The organism is Maribacter aurantiacus, from assembly GCF_005780245.1.
GTDB lineage: Bacteria > Bacteroidota > Bacteroidia > Flavobacteriales > Flavobacteriaceae > Maribacter > Maribacter flavus.
The window spans coordinates 427,388-449,656 of record NZ_VBUK01000001.1; the positions used below are offsets into that span (position 1 = coordinate 427,388).

Annotated in this window: 17 protein-coding genes and 1 tRNA gene; 11 read left to right on the plus strand and 7 right to left on the minus strand. The window is 39.5% G+C overall.

The features are described from left to right. The first annotated feature begins 88 nt into the window (after positions 1-88). Positions 89-2,494, plus strand: a complete 2,406-nt coding sequence (locus FEK29_RS01835; RefSeq protein ID WP_138256695.1) for an outer membrane beta-barrel family protein — start codon at positions 89-91, stop codon at positions 2,492-2,494. A gap of 1 nt (position 2,495) precedes the next feature. On the opposite strand, the gene FEK29_RS01840 is transcribed toward FEK29_RS01835, so the two are convergent. Genes FEK29_RS01840 through FEK29_RS01855 form a run of 4 tightly spaced genes read right to left on the minus strand, consistent with a single transcriptional unit; the run spans position 2,496 to position 5,956 of the window. Beyond that, entirely contained in the window at positions 2,496-2,708 is a 213-nt protein-coding gene (locus tag FEK29_RS01840) for a hypothetical protein (RefSeq protein WP_138256696.1), read from the minus strand. After that, complete coding sequence (locus FEK29_RS01845) at positions 2,705-4,099, minus strand: radical SAM protein (RefSeq protein ID WP_138256697.1); 1,395 nt, start codon at positions 4,097-4,099, stop codon at positions 2,705-2,707. The genes FEK29_RS01840 and FEK29_RS01845 overlap by 4 nt, the downstream gene beginning before the upstream one ends. After that, positions 4,071-4,832 (minus strand): prolipoprotein diacylglyceryl transferase, encoded by a 762-nt coding sequence (locus FEK29_RS01850; RefSeq protein WP_138256698.1) that lies wholly within the window; start codon positions 4,830-4,832, stop codon positions 4,071-4,073. The genes FEK29_RS01845 and FEK29_RS01850 overlap by 29 nt, the downstream gene beginning before the upstream one ends. Positions 4,833-4,849: 17 nt before the next feature. Next, a complete protein-coding gene (locus tag FEK29_RS01855; RefSeq protein WP_138256699.1) occupies positions 4,850-5,956 on the minus strand; it encodes a TolB family protein in 1,107 nt (368 codons plus the stop codon). Positions 5,957-5,988: 32 nt separating this feature from the next. On the opposite strand from FEK29_RS01855, the gene FEK29_RS01860 reads away from it, so the two are divergent. Then, positions 5,989-7,215 carry a M28 family peptidase gene (locus FEK29_RS01860; RefSeq protein ID WP_138256700.1) on the plus strand — a complete coding sequence of 409 codons (1,227 nt, stop codon included), beginning with the start codon at positions 5,989-5,991 and terminating at the stop codon, positions 7,213-7,215. Between the two features lie 450 nt (positions 7,216-7,665). Continuing rightward, positions 7,666-8,670: a tRNA dihydrouridine synthase DusB gene (dusB, locus tag FEK29_RS01865; RefSeq protein ID WP_138256701.1), complete on the plus strand. Its 1,005-nt coding sequence runs from the start codon at positions 7,666-7,668 to the stop codon at positions 8,668-8,670. Positions 8,671-9,003: 333 nt separating this feature from the next. Here dusB and FEK29_RS01870 read toward each other — a convergent pair whose 3' ends face one another. Together FEK29_RS01870 and rbfA are read right to left on the minus strand one after the other, a co-directional pair. Continuing rightward, a complete protein-coding gene (locus FEK29_RS01870) occupies positions 9,004-10,215 on the minus strand; it encodes an ABC transporter permease (RefSeq protein ID WP_138256702.1) in 1,212 nt (403 codons plus the stop codon). 3 nt (positions 10,216-10,218) lie between these two features. Further along, positions 10,219-10,611, minus strand: a complete 393-nt coding sequence (gene rbfA, locus FEK29_RS01875) for a 30S ribosome-binding factor RbfA (protein WP_138256703.1) — start codon at positions 10,609-10,611, stop codon at positions 10,219-10,221. Between the two features lie 64 nt (positions 10,612-10,675). On the opposite strand from rbfA, the gene mce reads away from it, so the two are divergent. From mce to FEK29_RS01895, 4 genes are all read left to right on the plus strand, one after another. Then, a complete protein-coding gene (gene mce / locus FEK29_RS01880; protein WP_138256704.1) occupies positions 10,676-11,077 on the plus strand; it encodes a methylmalonyl-CoA epimerase in 402 nt (133 codons plus the stop codon). 89 nt (positions 11,078-11,166) lie between these two features. Next, a tRNA-Ile gene (locus FEK29_RS01885) sits at positions 11,167-11,243 on the plus strand. 306 nt (positions 11,244-11,549) lie between these two features. Next, positions 11,550-11,819 (plus strand): helix-turn-helix domain-containing protein, encoded by a 270-nt coding sequence (locus FEK29_RS18185; protein WP_138256705.1) that lies wholly within the window; start codon positions 11,550-11,552, stop codon positions 11,817-11,819. A gap of 2 nt (positions 11,820-11,821) precedes the next feature. Further along, a complete protein-coding gene (locus tag FEK29_RS01895; RefSeq protein WP_138256706.1) occupies positions 11,822-12,067 on the plus strand; it encodes a hypothetical protein in 246 nt (81 codons plus the stop codon). Between the two features lie 309 nt (positions 12,068-12,376). Here the strand turns inward: FEK29_RS01895 and FEK29_RS01900 are convergent, their stop codons facing one another. Then, positions 12,377-12,619: a hypothetical protein gene (locus FEK29_RS01900; RefSeq protein WP_138256707.1), complete on the minus strand. Its 243-nt coding sequence runs from the start codon at positions 12,617-12,619 to the stop codon at positions 12,377-12,379. Between the two features lie 475 nt (positions 12,620-13,094). Here FEK29_RS01900 and FEK29_RS01905 point away from each other — a divergent pair, with 475 nt between their 5' ends. The 4 genes from FEK29_RS01905 (at position 13,095) to FEK29_RS01920 (ending at position 22,259) form a co-directional block, all read left to right on the plus strand. Next, a complete protein-coding gene (locus FEK29_RS01905) occupies positions 13,095-15,845 on the plus strand; it encodes a substrate-binding domain-containing protein (RefSeq protein WP_138256708.1) in 2,751 nt (916 codons plus the stop codon). Positions 15,846-16,089: 244 nt separating this feature from the next. Then, the gene (locus FEK29_RS01910) at positions 16,090-17,457 is read left to right on the plus strand and encodes a sugar porter family MFS transporter (protein ID WP_138256709.1); all 1,368 of its coding nucleotides are present in this window, start codon (positions 16,090-16,092) and stop codon (positions 17,455-17,457) included. A 20-nt stretch (positions 17,458-17,477) separates the two neighbouring features. Next, complete coding sequence (locus tag FEK29_RS01915) at positions 17,478-19,097, plus strand: glycoside hydrolase family 32 protein (RefSeq protein WP_138256710.1); 1,620 nt, start codon at positions 17,478-17,480, stop codon at positions 19,095-19,097. A 6-nt stretch (positions 19,098-19,103) separates the two neighbouring features. Continuing rightward, complete coding sequence (locus FEK29_RS01920) at positions 19,104-22,259, plus strand: SusC/RagA family TonB-linked outer membrane protein (protein ID WP_138256711.1); 3,156 nt, start codon at positions 19,104-19,106, stop codon at positions 22,257-22,259. Positions 22,260-22,269 lie beyond the last annotated feature (10 nt).

Genomic DNA, 22,269 nt, shown 5'->3' on the forward strand with positions numbered 1-22,269 from the left:
TGTTCATACAATATTCTTACATAGAAACATTTGCTGTAAGATATTTCCGAATAACTTTTTTATATTCGCTTGCGACTACCATTAGCCAATGAAGCCAGCCTTACCACTCCTTTTCTTCATGTTACTTATTTCCATATCAATAAACGGCCAAGAGTTTGAAATTTCGGGTAGTGTAAAGGACCAAAACGGAGACCCGCTTGTCTTTGCAAACGTTTTATTGAAGAATCAGGATTCGATATTGATTCAAGGTGCCGCTACGGACGAGTCGGGCCTATTTATCCTGAACAACGTTGAGAAAGGAATCTATCTAATATCTGCGAGTTATTTAGACAATACAAGTGAAACCCGTTCCATACAGGTTTCCACGGATTTGAGAACAGAGGATTTGATCATTCTACAGACCGAGACCCAATTGGATGAGGTTGAGGTCGTGTATAAAAAACCTACTATAGAGCAATTGGCGGACCGACTCATTTTTAACGTTGAAAATACTTCCTTGTCCCAAGGGAATATCTGGAATATTTTAAAACAGACCCCGGGTGTTATCATCCTGAACGATAAGATCAACATCAAAGGGAGTTCCAATATTGGGGTCATGATCAATGGCAGGTTGGTGAACATCCCGCAAGCCGATATCGTTAATCTGCTTTCGGGTAGTTCCGGCGACAATGTGGAATCCGTGGAGGTAATCTTGAATCCTCCGGCCAAATACAGTGCTGAGGGCGGACTTTTGTTAGACATAAAAATGAAGAAAAACCTCATTGCCGGATATAATGGGTCCGTCTACAATAGATACACACAGGCGGTATTCCCAAAACATATAATCGGTACCGATCACTTTTTTAAGGGCAAGAAAACCGATTTTTCACTTTCCTACAGTTTTAGAAAAAGCAAGGATTTAAGAAGGTTTACGGACATTACCAATTTTTTCGATTCCGGAGCTATTACGGATGTATGGACGACCGAACAAAGGACCGTTACCAGGAGCAATGAACATAATATTAATGGGTTTTTCGATTATCAGGTCAATGACAAAAACAGCCTTAGTTTTTCTACGATCAATTCGTTTACGGCTCCCGCCAATAGGTTTATCGATTCCAGCACCCTCATTGAAGATACTTCAGGTGATTTACTATCCAGTTTTCTAACGGTAAACGATTCCGATTATGACGCCCTTAACTCGGCATATTATCTGGACTGGACCCATAAGTTCAATAAGAAAGGCGAACAAATTTCCCTGGCCTCCAATTATACCTATTATCAATATAACAGGGGACAGGATTTGGATACTGATTTTTTTGACAGCGACGGGATTCTTACCGGGGATAATGATTTTACCACACAATCCAACCAAAAGACGGCCATCTACAGCGCCCAAGTAGATTACAACAACCCTATAAAAAAAACCACCACCTTGGAAACAGGTATGCGGTATTCCGGTATTAACTCCCAATCGACCATTGGCCAAACAGGTTTTGATAGGACCCAACCGGGTATTGACCCAACAGAGGCGGGTGTTTTTGACTATGACGAGAAGATTATGGCGGGCTATGCAAGTCTCAACAACAATTGGGACACTTGGCAATTGAACATGGGGCTTAGGTCTGAATACACGGAGACTATAGGAGACCTGGACACGGCAAGTGAGCCTAATAAAAATTCCTATTTGGAGCTTTTTCCCTCTGTTTCGGCCCAACATGATTTCAAAAACAAGCACAATTTGGCCTTGCGTTACTACAGAAGGATTACTAGGCCTAGATATAGTGATTTAAACCCATTCCAATTTTTTCAGAGCAACAATACGGTGGTAGAGGGCAACCCAAATCTAAGGCCCGCCATTAGGAACTATGTTTCCTTGGAGTACGGCATCAAAAGGGATTATTCATTGGAAGTCTATTATTTTAATGATAACAATGATTTCTTTGAGCAAGTGGTCCAAGACAATGAAAGCAATTTGCTCCGTTTTTTGAGCGTCAATTTGGAATCCAATGTCACTTATGGTGCCGAGTTTAGAATGAATAAGCGTTGGACGGGTTTTTGGGATACCTACCTGTTACTTACCTATTACAATAAACAGACTAGTTTTAGGGATATAGATAGCGGAGCGATCGTAAGCAATGGTTTATGGACGGGAAACGTTAGGTTCAACAATTATTTTACGCTCTTAAAGAATCGTTCCCTATATGCGGATGTTCTTTTCAGGTACTCCTCGCCAATGGTACTTGGTAATTCCAGAAGGGAATCCACAAGCCAACTTATACTTTCACTTAGCAAGACGTTTTGGCAGCGAAGGGCGGTTTTGTCCTTTTCCTTTGACGATGTTTTTAACGATGGAAATTTCTTCTACACCCGTAATTATCTCAACCAGGACAACAGCACTTTTTCCAGAAGGGAGACGCGATTATTTTATATTGGGTTCAGATATAGGTTTGGGAACAACAAAATTAGGGACAACCAAAAGCGAAAAAGTACGGACGAAGGGGATAGGATCTAAATCACAGCCCTATAATCATCGACCCGCAAACCCCAAGACTGATCAACATGTAGACACCTGCCAAGATCAGAAACACTTTGCCCGACTTCTTTTTGTTTTTACCCATCAAAACAACGCCAATGATGCCCAAAAGTATGGCAGGACCGAACATGATGAGAAGTATCAGCACGAACAAACCATCCAAATTCCCTACCTCCATTGGAATTAAACTCATAGTGTTTCTTTTTGTAGTTCTTGTAACCGATTTATTTTATCGTCCCTATAGAAAAGATTCATCGTTTCAAAGGGGATTATTTTATTGTCCTTGTTCACAATATGCACACAGGATTTTTTTATGGCCCTTATGTCAAAGTTATGGGCATCTATGAATTGCATGATGATTATTCTGAAAAGGTTGTCATAACCAAGTTCCGGCGCATCGATTTCCGGGAGGCAGCACATGATGCTTTTTAGGTTCTCCGATGCCTTTTCCACAGAATTTCCCGTACTGAACAGTTCGATTATTTTTCCATGTAGTTGTTCATCCTGTTCATAGATGATGGTGTTTTTTCCTTCGTTCAACAAATCGTCCGGGTTGATGTAGCGTGTTAAAGGACTAACTTCATTTCCCATTTTTAAGGCATAGGCCATGACCAAAGCATCTGGGTTGCAGGGAACCGGGATAAGATCGTACGGCTCAAAAATAGGGGATTGTTCCAAAATCTTTCTACGAACCTCCGTAAGCGTAATCCTGTTTTCGTCCACCTCAAAATTTTCCAATCGCCCAGCAATCTGTGTGGGTTGAAAGGTAACCCCGCGCACACATTTTTGTTGTAGGGCAAAATCTATGGTCTTTCCCATTTCGTGGTCGTTCAACCCCTTTTGAAGGGTAACAACCAAAGTGGTCGATAGGTTGAGTTGGTTCAAATGTTCCAATGCCTTAAGGCGGATATCCGCCAGGTCTGCCCCTCTCAAAGTTCGTAAAACGTGATTGTCCAGGGAATCGAACTGTAGGTAGATTTCAAAATCCGGCATGTAGGTGGCAAGTCGCTCCGCAAAATCAAATTCCTTGGCGATGCGTATGCCGTTTGTGTTGACCATTAAATGCCGAATGGGCAGTGTTTTCGCATAATCCAAAATCTCAAAAAACTGAGGATGTAAGGTAGGTTCGCCGCCACTAAGCTGAACCACATCCGGTTCCCCTTCGTTTTTTACAATCGCGTCCAACATGGCTTTAACCTCGTCCAAGGTCCTGTGCCTGCCATAGTTAGGGGAAGAGCCCGCGTAACAGGTGGGGCAAGTTAGGTTGCATCGGTCCGTTACCTCAATGACCGTTAAGCAGGAGTGTTGTTCGTGATCAGGACAAAGCCCACAATCATAGGGGCATCCGTAAAGGGTCTTTGTATTGAAAGTCTTAGGATACTCCGAAGCTTTATTGTAGTTCCTTATATTCTTATAATAGGGAATGTCATCGGCAATCAACACCTTGGAACGCCCATGCTCCGGACAGTTTTTCAACATATACACCTTTTCATCCTCAAAGACGATTTTAGCATCGATCCTGCGAAGACAGTCTGGACAAAGGCTTATCGTATAGTCATAATAGGTGTATTTTGCTTCGGGCATGTGTGAAGAATTGGCGGATAGTTTTCCAGTAATATAATAGGCAAATTAGACATAAAATTTGGATGCTGCTCAACCCCAAAACCAAAAAGGTGTTCGGTTTAAAAAATTCGATGCCGAAGCGAAAAGAAAAATAACAAATCATAAAAATCTTGAAATGCATGCCACTTTCAAATTGCTCCCGTCGTTTCCGGAACTTTTTTATGAGTATAAAAAGGACTGTTAGGAATACGATTTCATACAGGGCTATGGGATGTCTATAGACACCATCGCCCAAATCCATTCCTAGAAAAAATGAGGTTTCCTTCCCATAGGTAAACTCCTTGATACCCGATACAAAGCAGCCTATCCTACCAATAATGATTCCTAAAATAATGGGGAGGGTAAATAGATCGCCGGACGACTGTTTTTCCCCGATTATTTTTTTGACCATTTCAACTCCAAGCACCCCCCAAAAAAGTCCGCCCATAATGGTTTTATTGTTCAAAATAGCAACCCACCCTTGTTCCCAATGTAGCAAGGGGTTTTCCAAAAAGGCGACCACTCGTGAGAATAAAAGGGCGCCAAAAATGGCTCCGATAATAATGGAAAGTCGGTTGTTGGAGGATATATTGTCCGTGGAATTTTTCCTTAGGAAAAGATAATAACGAAATCCTACAAAGAAGGCAACATACTCCAATATGAGGTGCATGTTCAGATGTATACCAAAAATGACGGGCTCAAAGGGGATGGTCATTTAAAAGCAATTAAATGCTACTCTTGCCACTCCGCAATAAAGAGATTCGTATCCCTGGTGCCACCATTATTTCGGTTGCTGGAAAAGGCCAAGTATTTACCGTCGTTGGAAAAAACAGGGAAGGCATCAAACGTTTCCCCATGGGTTACTCGTTCCAAATTCTTACCGTCTATATCGATGAAATAGAGGTTAAAAGGAAACCCCTTTTCGGCCTCAAAGTTACTGGAGAACAATACCTTTTTCCCCGAAGGATGAAAGAACGGGCTCCAGTTGGCATTGCCCAAAAAGGTCAATTGTTTCAAATCGCTTCCATCGGCATTACAAATAAAGAGCTCCATTTCCGTTGGTTCTACCAAACCTTCTGCCAGTAGGTCCTTATATTTTTTAATAGCTTCAGGGGTTTTGGGTCTGGATGCCCTAAAAATAAGCTTGGTACCGTCCGGAGAGAAAAAAGCCCCACCGTCATAGCCCAGTTCGTTGGTAATCTGTTTTACGTCCGTTCCGTCCAAGTTCATGGTGTATAGTTCCAAATCGCCGCTTCGGGTGGAAGTAAATACGATTTTATCGCCTTTTGGGGAAACGGTCGCCTCGGCATCATATCCGGGCTCATCCGTCAATTGCGCCGTGATATTTCCCTCCAGGTCCGCCACAAAAATATCAAAGGAATCATAGACGGGCCAGACGTAGTTCCCATTTTTGCGAAGCGGTACTTCAGGACATTCCTTATCCGCCAAATGGGTGGAACCGTATACAAAATGTTTGTTGTCCGGTAAAAAATAGGCACAGGTGGTACGTCCGTACCCAGTGCTGACCATGGGAGGAATGGAATCTGTAATACCATCGGCCACGTTCATCAAGAACATTTGATCGCAATTAAGTCCCCAGTTCGTATTGTTGGATTGAAAGATCATCTGTTTGTCGTCCCAACTCCAATATGCTTCCGCATTGTCCCCGCCAAAAGTGATCTGCCGGATGCTTTTAAAATACTTTTCTTCCGGATAGATCAAGGTGTCCTTTCCCGCCATTAAGGAGGTGGTTGGCTCGGGAGTTGTTTCGGTCTTTTTGGTTTCGTTTTTACAGCTGAAAACAAGGCAGATAAGCCCTAAAAGAAATAAAATTCTCATGGAGATGCGTATTTTTGTCAAAAATAAAAGCTATGTCGCGCAATCTACTACTTTTGTCCGTTTTTTTTATCGTATTGACTTCCTGCAAACAAGAAGTACAAAAGAAGGTCACCCTACGTGAAGATGTAGCCTTTTTGGCGAACGATAGCCTACAAGGGCGTGAGACAGGTACTCCGTACGAAAAAGAGGCGGCCCGCTATTTGGAAGAACGTATGCGGAGTATAGGATTGTTGCCCAAAGGCAACGCAGGCACCTATTTCCAGACCTTTAGCTTCAAGCCGAAAAATGACCCGCATGCCGAAGTACAATTTGTGGATGGCGATAGCACCATTACCGGAACCAATGTCATAGGGTATATTGACAATAAGGCCGATAAGACCGTTATCATTGGCGCTCATTACGACCATTTGGGGATGGGCGGGGAAGGCTCTTTGTATGCCGATGGCGAGGCCATTCATAACGGTGCGGACGATAATGCCAGCGGTGTGGCCGTATTGTTGCAATTGGCGGCTAAACTCAAGGATACCATTACCCAGCACAACTACCTTATCATGGCCTTTTCCGGAGAGGAAATGGGCCTTTTGGGGAGTAATTATTTCTCAAAAAACCCCACGATCGATTTGTCAAAGGCGAATTACATGCTCAACATGGATATGGTAGGGCGCATGCGGGAGGACAAGACCCTTTCCATTAGCGGCACCGGAACGGCCCCCATTTGGGGTCAGGTATTAAACAGTAACAACCCCGGATTCAAATTGGTGTTGAGCGAATCCGGTGTGGGCCCCAGTGACCATACTTCTTTTTATTTACAGGATATTCCAGTACTGCATTTTTTCACGGGGCAACACGAGGATTACCATAAGCCTTCGGACGATTTTGACAAACTGAATTATGAAGGGATGGAAATGATCACGGATTACATCCTTTCCGTCATTTATGATTTGGACAATGACGCAAAGCTGGCTTTTAGGAAAACGAAAAACGAAAGTGAGGAAACCCCAAGATTTAAAGTAGCGCTGGGTGTAATGCCCGATTATTTATTTGATGGAAACGGGATGCGCATAGACGGCGTTACTGATGGCAGGCCTGCAGCCGTGGCCGGACTCCAAAAGGGAGACGTGGTCATTCAATTGGGCGATAGTACCGTAACGGATATGATGAGCTACATGCGCGCACTTTCCATTTTTGAGAAGGGCCATGCCACGGAAGTTATCGTTAATCGCAATGGCGAGAAAATCAAAGCAACTATTTCGTTTTAGGTTGAAATTAAAAGGTCTTTGCTTCAAAGTTTCTTTTCCTTATTAGGGATGGGTGTTTTGCGATAGCAAAACGGGTAGGGTCGGGTTTATGGCAGTAGTTTCCACCTTCATTTTCTTTGGTTCTTCAAAGAAAACGAAGCAAAAGAAAGAAGACTTTCCAGCAGGAATTTTTACTTCGTAAAACCCATCTCGAAACTCGGCCGTTCCGTTTCACGGAACAGGTTCCATCCCGAGCTTTCTCGATGTATTCTTCTGGAAAGGCAACCGCATATTCAACTGCAGGTTTTCAATTTGATTTTTCGAAGTTGAATGAGATTTTGTTTAATTCCTAACATAGGCTTCCCTCCCTGGTTAGGGAGGGGTGTTCCGCTACAGCGGAACGGGGAGGGTCGAGTTAGGATACTTTGTAAAGACCGTTTTTACTATTTTTGCACTTCAAATGAATTGGTTATGCCCAAGATTGGCGATATAGAACTGCCTGATTTTCCGCTACTGCTCGCCCCCATGGAAGATGTGAGTGACCCGCCTTTCCGTGCTCTATGCAAAGAACAAGGAGCCGATGTTGTGTTTACTGAATTCATTTCTTCGGAAGGCTTAATTCGTGACGCGGCAAAAAGTGTCATGAAGCTGGACATTTACGAAAAGGAACGACCTGTGGGCATTCAGATTTTTGGGGCCAACCTGGATAGTATGCTGCAATCCGTGGAGATTGTGGAAAAATCAAATCCGGATATAATAGACATCAATTTTGGTTGTCCGGTCAAAAAAGTAGTTTCCAAAGGTGCTGGAGCAGGTATTTTAAAGGATATCGACTTGATGGTTTCCCTCACGGATGCCATGGTAAAACATACCAAACTCCCCATTACCGTTAAAACCCGTTTAGGCTGGGACGAGGATTCCATAAAAATCGTTGAGGTGGCGGAACGTTTACAGGATGTTGGCTGTAAGGCCATTTCCATTCATGGGCGTACCCGTGCCCAAATGTATAAGGGCTACGCAAAATGGGAACCTATTGCGGAAGTAAAGAACAATCCAAGAATGCATATACCCGTTTTTGGAAATGGGGATGTGGACACTCCCGAAGCCGCTATGAAAATGCGCGATGAATACGGACTTGACGGTGCCATGATTGGCAGGGCCAGTATAGGATATCCTTGGTTTTTTAGGGAGGTAAAGCACTTTTTTAGAACGGGGGAGCACATGGCCCCACCCACCATGCAGGAGCGCGTAGAGGCGGCAAGAAGACATTTGCAGATGTCCATAGACTGGAAGGGTGAAAAATTAGGGGTTTTTGAAACCAGAAGGCACTATACCAATTATTTCAAAGGGATTCCCAATTTTAAGGAATATCGCATGAAAATGGTCACCAGTGACGATGCGGTGGATGTTTTTGACACTTTTGATGAGGTGCTTGAAAAATTTGGAGACTACGAATTTGAACTACAAGCCCCCTAGCCCCCAAAGGGGGAACGGATAGAACGGCCCCGTATTTATTGTTTGTCATACTCAAAACAACTTTTATGTCTGGGATTTCAATTCATTTCGAAATATAAGTATATGTAAATCAAATTTTTGCATCTTATTTACATGGATTTGCTAGAATACATAAATCAGACAAATGTGCTTATAGTTTGCATCATAGCGCTTTGTGTTTTTTGGACCTTTGCCATTTCCTTTAATGGGAAAGGAAGGAATTTCAGAAGTTCCAGGAACAAAAGGGCTAGAAGTCAGTTTTAATACTTGTAAATATCGCCATCAATGCAAGATTACGGCCGTTCTCTTTTGGAGCTAAGAGGAAATAAGCTTTTTATTGATTCGGCTACTGGCTATTTTGGAAGCGATAACGCCCAATACCAGAATAGTCGCTAACACGATCAAAACATTGATCAATTGAAATTCAACCGGATAGGCCAGAGAGGGTGTAATCTTAAGCCATCCAAAGAAAATCTGGGACCATACCAATAGCGACCCCAGAAACACCCCTATCAATCCTCCAAATCCAGTAACCAAGATTCCTTGAACAAAATAAATGTTGCGCAATTCCTTTATTGTAGTTCCCAAACTGTACAAGGTTTTGGAATTCTGTTGTTTGTCCAAGATCATCATGATAATTGCCCCCACCACATTGAACAGTGCAATGATCAACACCAGCGTAAAGATGAGGTAGGTGGCCATATTTTCAGTATTCAGCATTTTATAGAGGGTACTATTCAATTCCTGCCGATTCCTTAATAGGACAGAATTCCCTAAAACCTCCTCAATTTCGGAACGAACGGTTTGCTCATCCGCCCCATCCTCCAATTTAAAATTGATACCGGAAATATCGTTTTCGGTTTTTTCCAATAAGGCTTGGGACAGGGAAAGGTCAGCAAAAACATATTTATTGTCCAAATCGGCCTCTACGGCATATACACCTCCAATGATAACGGGAAGTCGGTTATACAAAGAACTCACACCAACGCCTCCTTGGGAAAGAGATCCCTTGCCTGGCTTAAAGGCATAGATCTGCATAGGACTTCTGAATTGATTGATGGTAACGCTAAGGATATTCGCGATACCAATTCCTGAAACCACCTGTTGGTCGTTGATGGTCCAGTTTCCTAAATACAATATGCTATCTGTATTTACCACCTTGGTGTAGTTGGAATCGATGCCCTTAATGTAGGCAATGTGATTTTTTCCTTTATGTTCCAGGTATACCTTTTCCTCAATTTCCTTGGAATAGTGGGCCAGGCCATTGATGCCGGCCAAGCGTTGTTCTTGTTCTGGGGTAATGGAAAAAAATTTCCCGAATGTGGGTTGTGCTTTCAGCTCCGGGTCAAAGGAATTGGTGAAGGAAAGGCTGAAAGTTTTGAGTCCAGCAAAGCCTGAAAGTACAATAAAAAGTGCCGCCGAACCAATAACGATGACCAGAAAAGTGATAAAATTAATGATGTTCACCGCATTTTGTGTGCTCTTTGAGCGCACATATCTTTTGGCTATATAGAGCGGAAAGTTCAAGAATCAGGACTTTTTTCTTCTAGGTAATAAGTCCCTGTTTTCAATAGGGTTTTCTTCCCCTTTCAAGGACTTTTCTATTTTCTCTATATAATCCAGGGAATCGTCCAAGTAGAACAACAGTTCAGGAACCCTGCGCAATTGGTTTCGGGTTCGTTGCGAAAGCTCATGTTTGATTAATGGCTGGTTGGACTTTATACCCTCCAAGAGTTCCTTGGCCTGTTCAGTGGGAAATATACTGATGTAAACCTTGGCAATGGAAAGGTCCGTAGTAACGGAAACCTTGGAGACGGAAATCAAGGTACCCCTAAGCCCCCCTTCAATAGCGGCTTTTTGAAGGATAGCTACAATATCCTTTTGAATGACCCCGGCGATCTTTCGTTGTCTTTGTGTTTCCATACGGCAAAAATACATAGAATAATGTATCTTGTTATTATTCTATAGGGTACAGATACCGTAAGTGATGAAAAAAATTGAACATTTAGGAATTGCCGTAAAAAATTTGGAAGTTTCCAATGCGCTGTTCGAAAAATTGTTGGGAGAAGCACCTTATAAGGAAGAGGTGGTTGCCTCTGAAGGTGTTAGAACCTCATTTTTTAAAAATGGCCCCAACAAAATAGAGCTTTTGGAGTCATTGAACGATAACGGCCCTATTGCCAAGTTTTTGGCAAAAAAGGGCGAGGGTATTCACCATGTGGCTTTTGAAGTAGCCGATATTCGTGCAGAAATAGCGCGGTTAAAACAAGAGGGTTTTGAAGTCTTGGGCGATGAACCAAAAAGAGGCGCCGATAATAAGTGGGTAGTCTTTGTGCATCCTAAGTCCACAAATGGTGTATTGATAGAATTATGCCAAGAAATCAAATAGGCAATTGGTCATTGCGGGCCGGTTGAATTGGCAACCTAAAATGTTGTGGCATATAAAAATAAATGGTAATATTGCATCCGCAATTTGCGGGTCCTATAGCTCAGCTGGTTAGAGCACCTGACTCATAATCAGGGGGTCCATGGTTCGAGCCCATGTGGGACCACCAGTAAAATAAGGCAGTCACAATACTTTGTGACTGCCTTATTTGTTTCATCAGCGTGCTTTCAGCGTGCTTTTTTGGAATGTAGGATTTGGTGTTTTCACTTTTTATTTAAAACTATTTCGTTTACATATTGAACACAATATGGCTCGGGTTTGCCATATTCAATACTCTCTTAGTTTAAATATAATTGACATTCATTATTCAGTCCCACTTATTGACTTTTTTAGACAGTTTATCTAATTATTCAATCCACTAGGATATATTTTAATATATTCCTTAAGCAATAATTAAACCAACCGATTTTCAATTATGCAAGTTGTTTGTCTACAAGAGGAAGCATTTTATGCATTGTTTCGGAAAGTAATTGAACATGTAGAATCGAAAAGACCAAACACACCAGAGAGATGGATTGATGGTGAGGAGGCTATGTCGATTTTGAAAATTAAGTCGACTACCACCCTTCAAAAACTAAGGGATGAAGGAAAGGTCAGGTTTTCACAGCCTCAAAAGAAGATTATTCTATACGACAGAGTGTCTATTATGGAATACATTGAAAAACACGCACGTGAAACTTTTTAACTATGGAAGAAGAGATTAAAGTTGACGAAAAGTTTAAAAGCGCCTTTAATTTAGGCTATCGTTTGGCTGAAGAGTTGAACCTTAAAACTCCTTTGATTCAGAATCAAGAAAAAATCATGCCCGATAATCCAATGCATTTGGGAATGCAGTGCTTTATTGATGAAGCCAAACTTTTAAAAGATAAGAAACAGGAAAAATCGGTAGAAAACAGTTTTAAAAAAACAAGGAACAAAGGTTTAGGGTTATAGAAACCTAATTTTACTGATTTTTAATACTTTGGTTTAAGTTGTCTATTGTCTTTCATGGCGATTATAGTGACAATATTCCCTTTGAACACATAATACACTGTCGTTCTTTTGTGTATGACGGCCCTCCTTATTAGTTTTTTACTTTTAGATTCGGGGTAAAGGGTCGGGAAATTCGAAACCGTATTTTCAAATTGTTTTAGCAGGTTCTCAAATTTAAGGACTTCTTTTTTATTGAATTTGACCCTAAGAAATTCCTTAATGTCAAGTGCATTTGAAAGTGATCTTTCTGTCCACTTTACCTGAACAAAATTATCCATTGGCCAGACCGTTCCAAAAATCTTTTGAACTCATTGTACCTCCTTGTTCAAAATCCCTGATACCGGCAAGAATATTGACCCTGTCACTTTCGGTCAGTTCATCCCACCAATCCCCCGATTTACCCTCACTGGAAAGCTTTACAGAATTGAGCAACCCAACAAGCGTATCATCCTTTAAAGACTCAATCCAATTAACGAGTTCCTTTTTTGTAGTATTTAGTTCAGAAGTGCTCATATCAATTCTATAAAAATAAAAATACAAAAATCGGGCAACTAAAAATCTATGTTTGCAGGAAATCATTTACTTTGAACTTTAAAAAATAGTTCTTTAAACATTTTTAGTACTTCATGATAGAAAAGTTTATGGTATTTGGCCATAGCAATTTTGCTATTACTTTTCTTTAAGATTATAACAATTTGCTACAATTCTTTTAGGTTAAACAGGTTTATTTAAACCTACCAATTGTTACAATTAAAAAACCTCATTAGTGAAAAATCTACAGGCGGAAGTTCTAACACCGTAAAAAGAAGGGATTGTAAGAAGTGAAGTAGTTTTAATCATAAAACTATTCAAAAATACACTACTTTAAAAGAGTATTCAATTGGGAATATTTACCCAAATTTGTAATTTTTCAAATATTTTTTTCAACTTTTAATAGAAAAGGATGGATAAATTTCAATTTAATTAAACTTATGCTCGTCACAAATTCATGAAACGTATCAGGTATATTTTCATCTTAATCAATATTTCATTGGCTTTTTCCATTTTGTCATGTGACAGAAGTAAAGACGTTGAAAAAATACATATTGGTTTTTCCCAGGCTATGACGAATGACGATTGGAGGCGTTCCATGAATAACTCCATGGAATTGCAGGCTTCAATGAACCCTGAAATTGATTTGCAAATTAAAGATGCTAATTATGATGTGCTTACACAAATAAAACAGATAGATGAGCTGATTGCAGATAGCGTAGATGTTCTAATTGTATCGCCTATTCAATCTAAACCCATTACGGCGGTTGTTAGGAAAGCAATTAATGCCAGTATTCCTGTTCTGGTTGTAGACAGAAAAACTGAAGGTCAACAATATACAGCCTATTTGGGAGCTGATAATATCGAAATAGGAAGAAATGCGGCTAAGGAAATTATCGCTTCAAATAGAAAAGACTCAATTCGAATTATTGAAATAAGAGGTATGGCCGGATCTTCTCCTGCAGAAGAAAGGACGATGGGTTTTCAACAGGTAATAAATCAATTCAAAAATGCAAAGATAGTTGCGAAAATAGAAGGGGACTGGGAGAAGGAGTCTATTCAGGAATCGCTGAGACAACTGCTAAATAACGATATTAAAGTTGATTATGTATTTGCCCATAATGATAGAATGGCAGTTGGTGCATGGGAGGTAGCACGCGAGTTGGGAATAGAAAATGAAATTAGTTTTATTGGAGTAGATGGTCTAGCTGGAACTAATGGAGGAATTCAGGCGGTAAAAGATGGAATTTTAAAGGCAACGGTTCTCTATCCTACTGGTGGAGATGAAGCAATTAAATTGGCTTTGAAAATCCTAGATAACGAATCTATACCTAAAAATAACATTCTCTCGACTACTATTATCAACGAGTTGAACGCTGACATTATGAACAACCAATTTGAAAAGATAAATGATCAACAAGATCAAATGGAAGAACAGTTGGCTGCGATAAAATTACAAGAGGAACTTTATTATTCGCAAAACAACCTTCTTAAAATTACAATGGCATTGTTGGCAATTATTCTAAGCCTTACAGTATATAGCGTTTATTCCATCTTTGCAATTCGAAAGAAAAATAGGCAACTGGAATTGACTAACGAAAAGGTTACCGTGCAGCGGAATCAAATCGAAAAAATTGCGAAGGAGATCAAAATAAGCAATGAAGCAAAGCTAAATTTTTTCACAGGGCTTTCTCATGAATTTAAAACGCCCCTCACGTTAATTTTAAGTTCTATAGAGTCGATAAGCGACTATGCTAAAGAAAAAGGCTCCAGAATGGGGAACGAAATAGAGTTAATACATAATAACTCCAATAGGTTATTGAGATTAATTAATCAATTACTTGATTTTAGAAAAATCGAAGACCGTAATTTTAATCTAAAGGCATCCAAAACTAATTTATACAACTTTTCAAAATTAATATTCCAAGATTTTGAAAGGGAAGCCATGAAAAGAAATATTGATTTCAAATTAACTTCCAATAATGAATCCTTGGATATTTTTATAGATAGAAATTTAATGGATAAGGTATATTTCAATCTTCTTTCCAATGCATTTAAGTTCACACCAGACAATGGTAAAATAGGTGTATATATAAAAGATGATGAAAGTGCCAATATTGTGAAAATTCACTTTAAGGACACAGGAATTGGTATACCTTCGAACGAAATAGATGGTGTTTTTCAAGCATTTTTTAAAGGTTCTAATAATAGAAAAAACAGCTCCGGCGTAGGTTTACATTTGAGCAAGGAATTTGTGGAGATGCACAAAGGTAATATTGAAGTTGAATCTCTACACGGTACGGAGTTTATTGTATCACTTTACAAAGGTCAAGCACATCTAGATGAATCAGAAATCATATCGGAACAAGATTTGGTTGATTCCAATATAATCGATTTTTCTTCTGACCAATTAATAGATGATAATTATTTAATTCAGGCTCCTAGCAAAAACAAAGAGAAATATTCAGTTTTGATAATTGAGGACAATAAAGATCTTTCTTTGTTCCTTAAAAATAAACTACAGTTGGAGTATGATATTCATTTATCAGAAGGTACGGATGCAATTGAGAAAGCTTTTGAGACTATTCCGGACATTATACTTTGTGACATTAATCTTCCGGATAAAGATGGCTTCGAAATTTGCGAGATTTTAAAAAAGGATTTGCGTACATCGCACATACCTACTGTAATACTAACTGCACTAGGCAATAAGGAATCCTATATCAAAGGACTTCAATCCGGAGCAGATTTGTATCTTACGAAACCATTCAGCTATTCTATTTTGATTCAGTCAATTAAGTCTTTGCTCTATAATAGAGAAAAACTCAGGTATTATTTTACCAGTAACATCCATAAAATTGAAGAAATAAATTCCTTTGGGGATATAGAACAAAAATTTATTAGCCAATTAAATACATTGATAAATGATAATTTGGGCAATTCTGATTATTCAGTTGAAAATCTGGCTGAAAATCTTACTATCTCACGTGTCCAGTTATACAGAAAGGTCAAGGCAATTATGGGTATAAGCATTAGTGATTACATAGGCAATATCCGCTTGGAAAAGGCTAAAACCATGCTCGAAAATGGCTCATTAACAGTTTCAGAAATTGCTTATTCCAATGGTTTTTCTTCTCCAAATTACTTCTCTACTGCCTTTAAAAACAAATACGGTATTTCCCCTGCGGCGTTTCGTAAGTCTGTTTGAGTTACAGTTCAACCATTCCTTCCAACACTTTTCATCTTAGAAGTAACAATATCGAACATAATGTAACATGAATATACTTGCTACATGCTCGATAATGTTAAAAAATTATTTTAAAATACTGATTATCAATTACTTAACATTTTGTGATATGTTTCTTAACCAAAGCATAACACATTGACACATTATCAAATTACACACTTCATTTTTGCGAATACTTTAGTGACATCACTAGAGAATTACGATTATGAGAAAAATATGGATTTGGTCGATTACCGCTGCATTGGCTGGTTTTCTTTTTGGCTTTGACACAGTAGTCATCTCAGGAGCCGATAAAAAACTACAAGCATTATGGCAATCTTCCGATATGTTCCATGGTACAGTTGTAATGGCGATGGCCTTGTGGGGAACCGTAGTTGGGGCAATTTTGGGTGGTATTCCTACGAATAAGATTGGGAGAAAGAAAACTTTATTATGGATAGGTATACTCTATACAGTATCTGCATTAGGTTCGGCTTTTGCAAATGACCCTATAACTTTCGCAATATTCAGATTTATTGGTGGTCTGGGAGTAGGTGCATCAACCATAGCAGCTCCTGCCTACATTTCTGAAATAGCTCCACCAAAGGACCGTGGGAAGTTGGTAGGACTTTACCAATTTAATATAGTTTTCGGCATTTTAATAGCTTTCTTATCGAATTACTTGTTAAGCGGTGTTGGAGAAAATGCATGGCGATGGATGATAGGCGTAGAGGCCATACCTGCATTTGTTTATACCCTGTTCGTACTTACGGTTCCAAAAAGTCCAAGGTGGTTGTTGACCAAAATGCGTACTGATGAGGCGAAAAAGGTATTACAACTTATCAATCCTGAACAAGATCCAGAAGTATTGTTGCTAGAAATTAGGACAGAAAGCAAAAACAACGTTTCCGACGAAAATATACTTATAAAGAAATATAGGTTTCCACTGATGTTGGCTTTTTTAATTGCAATGTTCAATCAATTTTCTGGCATCAATGCATTTCTTTATTATGCCCCTAGAATATTCGAAGAGGCAGGCTTAGGCGAAAGTACCGCTCTATTAAGCAGTATTGGGATAGGGGTAACCAATATGATTTTTACCCTTATAGGAGTCTTGCTAATTGATCGGCTAGGAAGAAAACAACTAATGTACATAGGTTCTGTCGGGTACATTATTTCCCTATCACTAGTAGCTTGTGCTTTTTTCCTACACTGGGAAAGTATTGCAGTGCCTATTTTTCTATTTCTCTTTATTGCTGCACATGCTGTAGGACAGGGAACCGTAATCTGGGTGTTCATTTCTGAAATTTTTCCAAATCATTTAAGAGGCTCGGGTCAGTCGTTCGGTAGTTCGGTGCACTGGATTTTGGCAGCCATTATTCCCTCGTTGGTGCCTGTATTATTCACAGCAATTGGTGCAGGTACGGTGTTTGCTTTTTTTGCTTTTATGATGGTACTGCAATTGTTGTTTGTGGCTTTTGTAATGCCGGAAACAAAGGGTATATCGCTAGAAGAGTTAAGTAATACCCTAACAAGGGGAAGGAAGGACAAAATCGAAAATATTATTGGTTTTAATGAAGGGAAATCTAACTGAAAATTATAAAGACCATAAAAATGAAAAATAAAGCATTAAAATTAACTATCGTAATAGGAATTTTTTCAATGATAGCTTCTTGTAAAAATTCTATGGAAAGGAGAAACGACAATGTTGAAGATAAGCAAGATACACTTGTCAGTTCCAATGAATTGTTATACCGTCCAAATTTCCATTTTTCACCAGATACAGGTTGGATGAACGATCCAAATGGAATGTTTTTTTATAACGGGTATTACCACCTATATTTTCAACACTATCCAGATGGTACTAAATGGGGGCCTATGCATTGGGGACATGCGGTTAGTAGTGATTTGTTCAATTGGAAAGAGCAACCAATAGCGCTGTATCCAGATGATTTGGGCTATATTTTTTCCGGTAGTGCTGTTGTAGACCACGAAAATACATCAGGATTTGGAGTAGATGGCAAAATACCTATAGTTGCAATTTTCACCAGCCACGACCCTAAAAAAGAGAAAACGGGTGAAATAGATGTGGAAAATCAAAGTATCGCTTATTCGCTGGACGAAGGACTTACATGGACAAAATATGAAGATAATCCTGTTTTAAAAAATCCAGGTTTCAGAGATTTTAGAGACCCAAAAGTTAGCTGGGATAATGAGAGGAAAAGATGGACAATGGTTTTGGCCGCAGGCCAAGAGATACAATTCTACACCTCAAAAGACCTAAAGTCATGGGAGAAACTTACAAGTTTTGGAGAGGGTATCGGTAATCATGACGGAGTATGGGAATGTCCGGATTTCTTTCAATTACCTGTTATTGGCAAGTCAGAAAAAAAATGGGTTTTGTTGGTGAGTATTAATCCTGGAGGGCCTAATACAGGCTCTGCTACCCAATATTTTGTAGGAGATTTTGATGGTTCAGATTTTATTTTGGACGAATCATTCAAACAGGAGATGGAAAAAGAGCATAGTTTCTGGGTAGACTATGGTCGTGACGATTATGCGGGCGTTACCTTTTCCAATATTGAAAACAAGGATGGCAGCAAGCTATTTATGGGATGGATGTCCAATTGGTTGTATGCCAACGAGGTCCCTACTGAAAAATGGCGAAGTGCAATGACAATAGCCCGCACATTGGAATTGACAAAGGGTGAAAATACGTTTCGATTAGTCTCGAATCCTGTTCCAGAACTAAATGAATTTGAGGTTGAGAAGCTAAAAAATTCAGATGTCCCACTTGAAGGAAAGACTTTGCTAACTACTTCTAAGGCTATCGATTTTACTCGTGCTCGGATTAACTTTAAAGTTGAAGATTTGGTTGATGGGATTTACACTTTTGAATTGACGAATAGCAAAGGGGATAAGTTACGATTTGGTTACGACGTCACAGAGGGAAATTATTTTGTAGATAGAAATAAGGCTGGGATAACTGATTTTTCGGACAGATTTAGTGACCGGATTGCCATAGCTCCAAGGATTTCTACACAAAAGGATTGGTCAGGTACAATTGTTCTGGATAAAACTTCCATAGAATTGTTTTTTGACGACGGCCAAACCGTTATGACAGAAATATTCTTTCCACAAGCACCTCTCGATAGTTTCTATTTTGAAGCTCCGTTAGATGAATCTAAACTCGAATACATTGAAATACATCAACTTAAATTTAACTTAAACTAGAAAATTATGAAATTAAAACTCTTGCTATTTTTAATGGTATTTGTTCCAATAGGTCTGTCCGCCCAAGGTCGGATTACAGGTACTGTTACTTCCTCAGATGACGGTACTCCTTTACCTGGAACCTCGGTAATTATTAAAGGAACAACAATTGGAACAACCACTGACTTTGATGGTAATTATGAATTGAACAATGTAGCCGACGATGCAACCCTTGTATTTAGCTATATTGGATTTACCACCCAGGAAGTTCCTGTGAACGGGCAGTCACTAATAAATGTTGCCCTAAAAGAAGATGCCCAACAACTTGATGAAGTAGTATTGACAGGATATTCCACGGAGCGTAAGGTAGATTTGACCGGAGCGGTTACAGTAGTTGATATTGCCCCAATAGAAGGTCAAAGTTTAAGTTCCGGTAATGCCATGCAAGCACTACAAGGAAGGGTGGGAGGTCTTTTTATTGAAAAATCCGGTGACCCTACAGGGTTGAACAGCAGGATACTGATTAGAGGACTTACTACTTTGGGGAATAATGATCCGCTTTACATTATAGATGGTGTTCCAACAAAAAGGCAAGAGGTATTCGCAAGTTTAAATCCTGCAACTATCGAATCCATTCAAGTATTGAAAGATGCGTCGGCCTCTTCAATATATGGGTCAAGAGCCGCAAACGGGGTCATCGTTGTAAGTACTAAAGGAGGTCTTAAAGGAGAACGACTTACGGTTAGTATCAATTCCAATTTATCTGTCCAATCAGAGCGAAAACAGCGCTATGATATGTTGAGTTCCCAACAACGTGGTGAAGCTTTGTGGAGGGCATCCGTAAATGATGGAGCAGATCCAAATGCAGGTTATGGTGAAATATACAATTTCGATTGGAATAATGACTTTAACAATCCCATACTAAACAGCGTTACTGTTCAGCCCTTTGTAGGAGGAGACCCAAATGTACCTTCAGGTAATACCAATTGGCAAGACGAAGTTTACGAGACAGGATATGTATTTAACAATGAGGTTACTGTTACCACAGGTTCAGAAAAATCTTCTTTATTAATAAACCTTGGATACTTAAAGAATACAGGTATGCTGAAGTTTACAGGTTATGATAGATATACTGGTAAAATTAATGGTACTACAAATTTATTTAACGACAGATTAAAATTTGGAGTTAATACACAAATATCAACTTCAAATGAAACATTGGTAGCAAGTGATGTTGGTGGAGCGCCTACAACCGGTTTGTCCATTACCCTTGCACCTACCATTCCTGTTTATGATGCAAATGGAGAGTTTGCAGGTCCTTTGGGGGCTGGGTATTCGGATAGAAACAACCCACTATTAATGCAATATTTAAACAGGTGGGACAATGCTATAAAAAACAATTTCTTCGGCAATGTTTTTGCAGAATTGAGCATACTTGATAATCTTAAGTTCCGCTCTAGTTTAGGAATAGACTTTAGTGATTTCAAACGTAAAAATATAGAGCCAAAAGTATTTAACGGTTTTGTCACTCGAAGTAATAACAGGTTAATTTTTGACACCAATAAATTGAGAACATTAACTTTTTCAAACACTTTGAATTATAATTTAGAAGTTGGGAAACACAGATTTGGAGCGCTATTGGGTATTGAGTCTATAAGAGAAGATTTTGATACTATTTTTGCGCAAGCAGATGATTTTGCAGTAGAACAAGAATCTTATTTTGTGCTTTCCGCCGCAACTGGTGCGAGAACAAATAATGGTATATCTACCCAATACAGCCTCGCTTCACAATTTGGGAAATTAAACTATTCATTTGATGATAAATACTTGGCATCCTTTACAATCCGTAGAGACGGTTCCTCAAGGTTTGGAGCTAACAATAGATATGGTATTTTTCCAGCAGCTACACTGGGTTGGAGAATTAGTCAGGAAGAATTTCTCAAAGACAGTGAAATACTTTCCAATTTAAAACTAAGGGCAGGTTATGGAGAAGTAGGTAACCAAGAGATTGGTAATACGGCTCGGTTTGGTTTATATGAGTCTCGTTACGGTCAAAATCAAGCTCAGTTGACAGGAGGATTTTTTGAAATTTACTATAATGTGGGTACGGCATATGATATAAATGGAAACAATACAGGCACGCTGCCTTCAGGGTTCGTCTCAACTCAGGCTCCTAACCCTAATTTGAAATGGGAAACAACCAAAGAATGGAACTATGGTATTGATTTTGGGTTTTTAAACAATAAAATAAACGGATCCTTTGATTATTTTACTAGGGAGACCACGGATATCTTGACTACTCCTCCCATTGCATCTGTAATTGGAGAAGGTCAACAAAGAGTATTGAACGGTGCCGCAACTGCTGCTAGAGGTTGGGAATTTAACTTAGGATATTCTAATGTATGGGAAAGCGGATTCTCTCTTGGTGTTTCCACTAATTTTGGTGCTTTTAAGGACGAAATTACATTTCTACCAGAGGAGGTGAGAGCAGCCTTTCCTGGGACGGCCCAAAATTCAATTCTTGGACAATCACAAACGGCAATTTTTGGCTATCGCACAGATGGTCTTTTTCAAAGCCAGGCAGATGTTGATTCCCATCCTACCGGAGGGGTGCAAACAGGCAATGCTAGACCGGGAGGTATAAAAATTGTGGACCTTGACAACAATGGTGTAATCGACAGCAATGACCGTGATTTTATTGGTAATACCTTACCTGACTTAGAATATGGTATACGTCTTGATTTAGGATACAAGAATTTTGATTTCTCTGTTTTTGGTTCAGGGGTTGCCGGTCGTATAGGTGTTGACTCCTATATTTTTTGGAACAACTTTGTACAGGGTAGAGATAATGCGGGTCTTGGCGTGTTAAATGCATGGACCCCTCAAAATACAGATTCTTCGATACCTTCACTTTCCTTGGTAAACAACTTTACGGATACTTCAGACTATATTTTTAGAAACAACTCTTACTTTAAAATAAGGAATATGCAAGTGGGATACTCATTGCCAACTGATGTGATAGGAAAAATGGCAGGAATGACCGGTTTAAGAGTTTACCTGCAAGGAGAAAATTTATTTTGGTTTACCCCCAAAGGATATATTGGAGCTGATCCAGAGAGAATAGATGTGAACCGTATTCCGGTACCAACCGTGTATTCACTAGGCTTGAACATTAACTTTTAACAAATAGCGA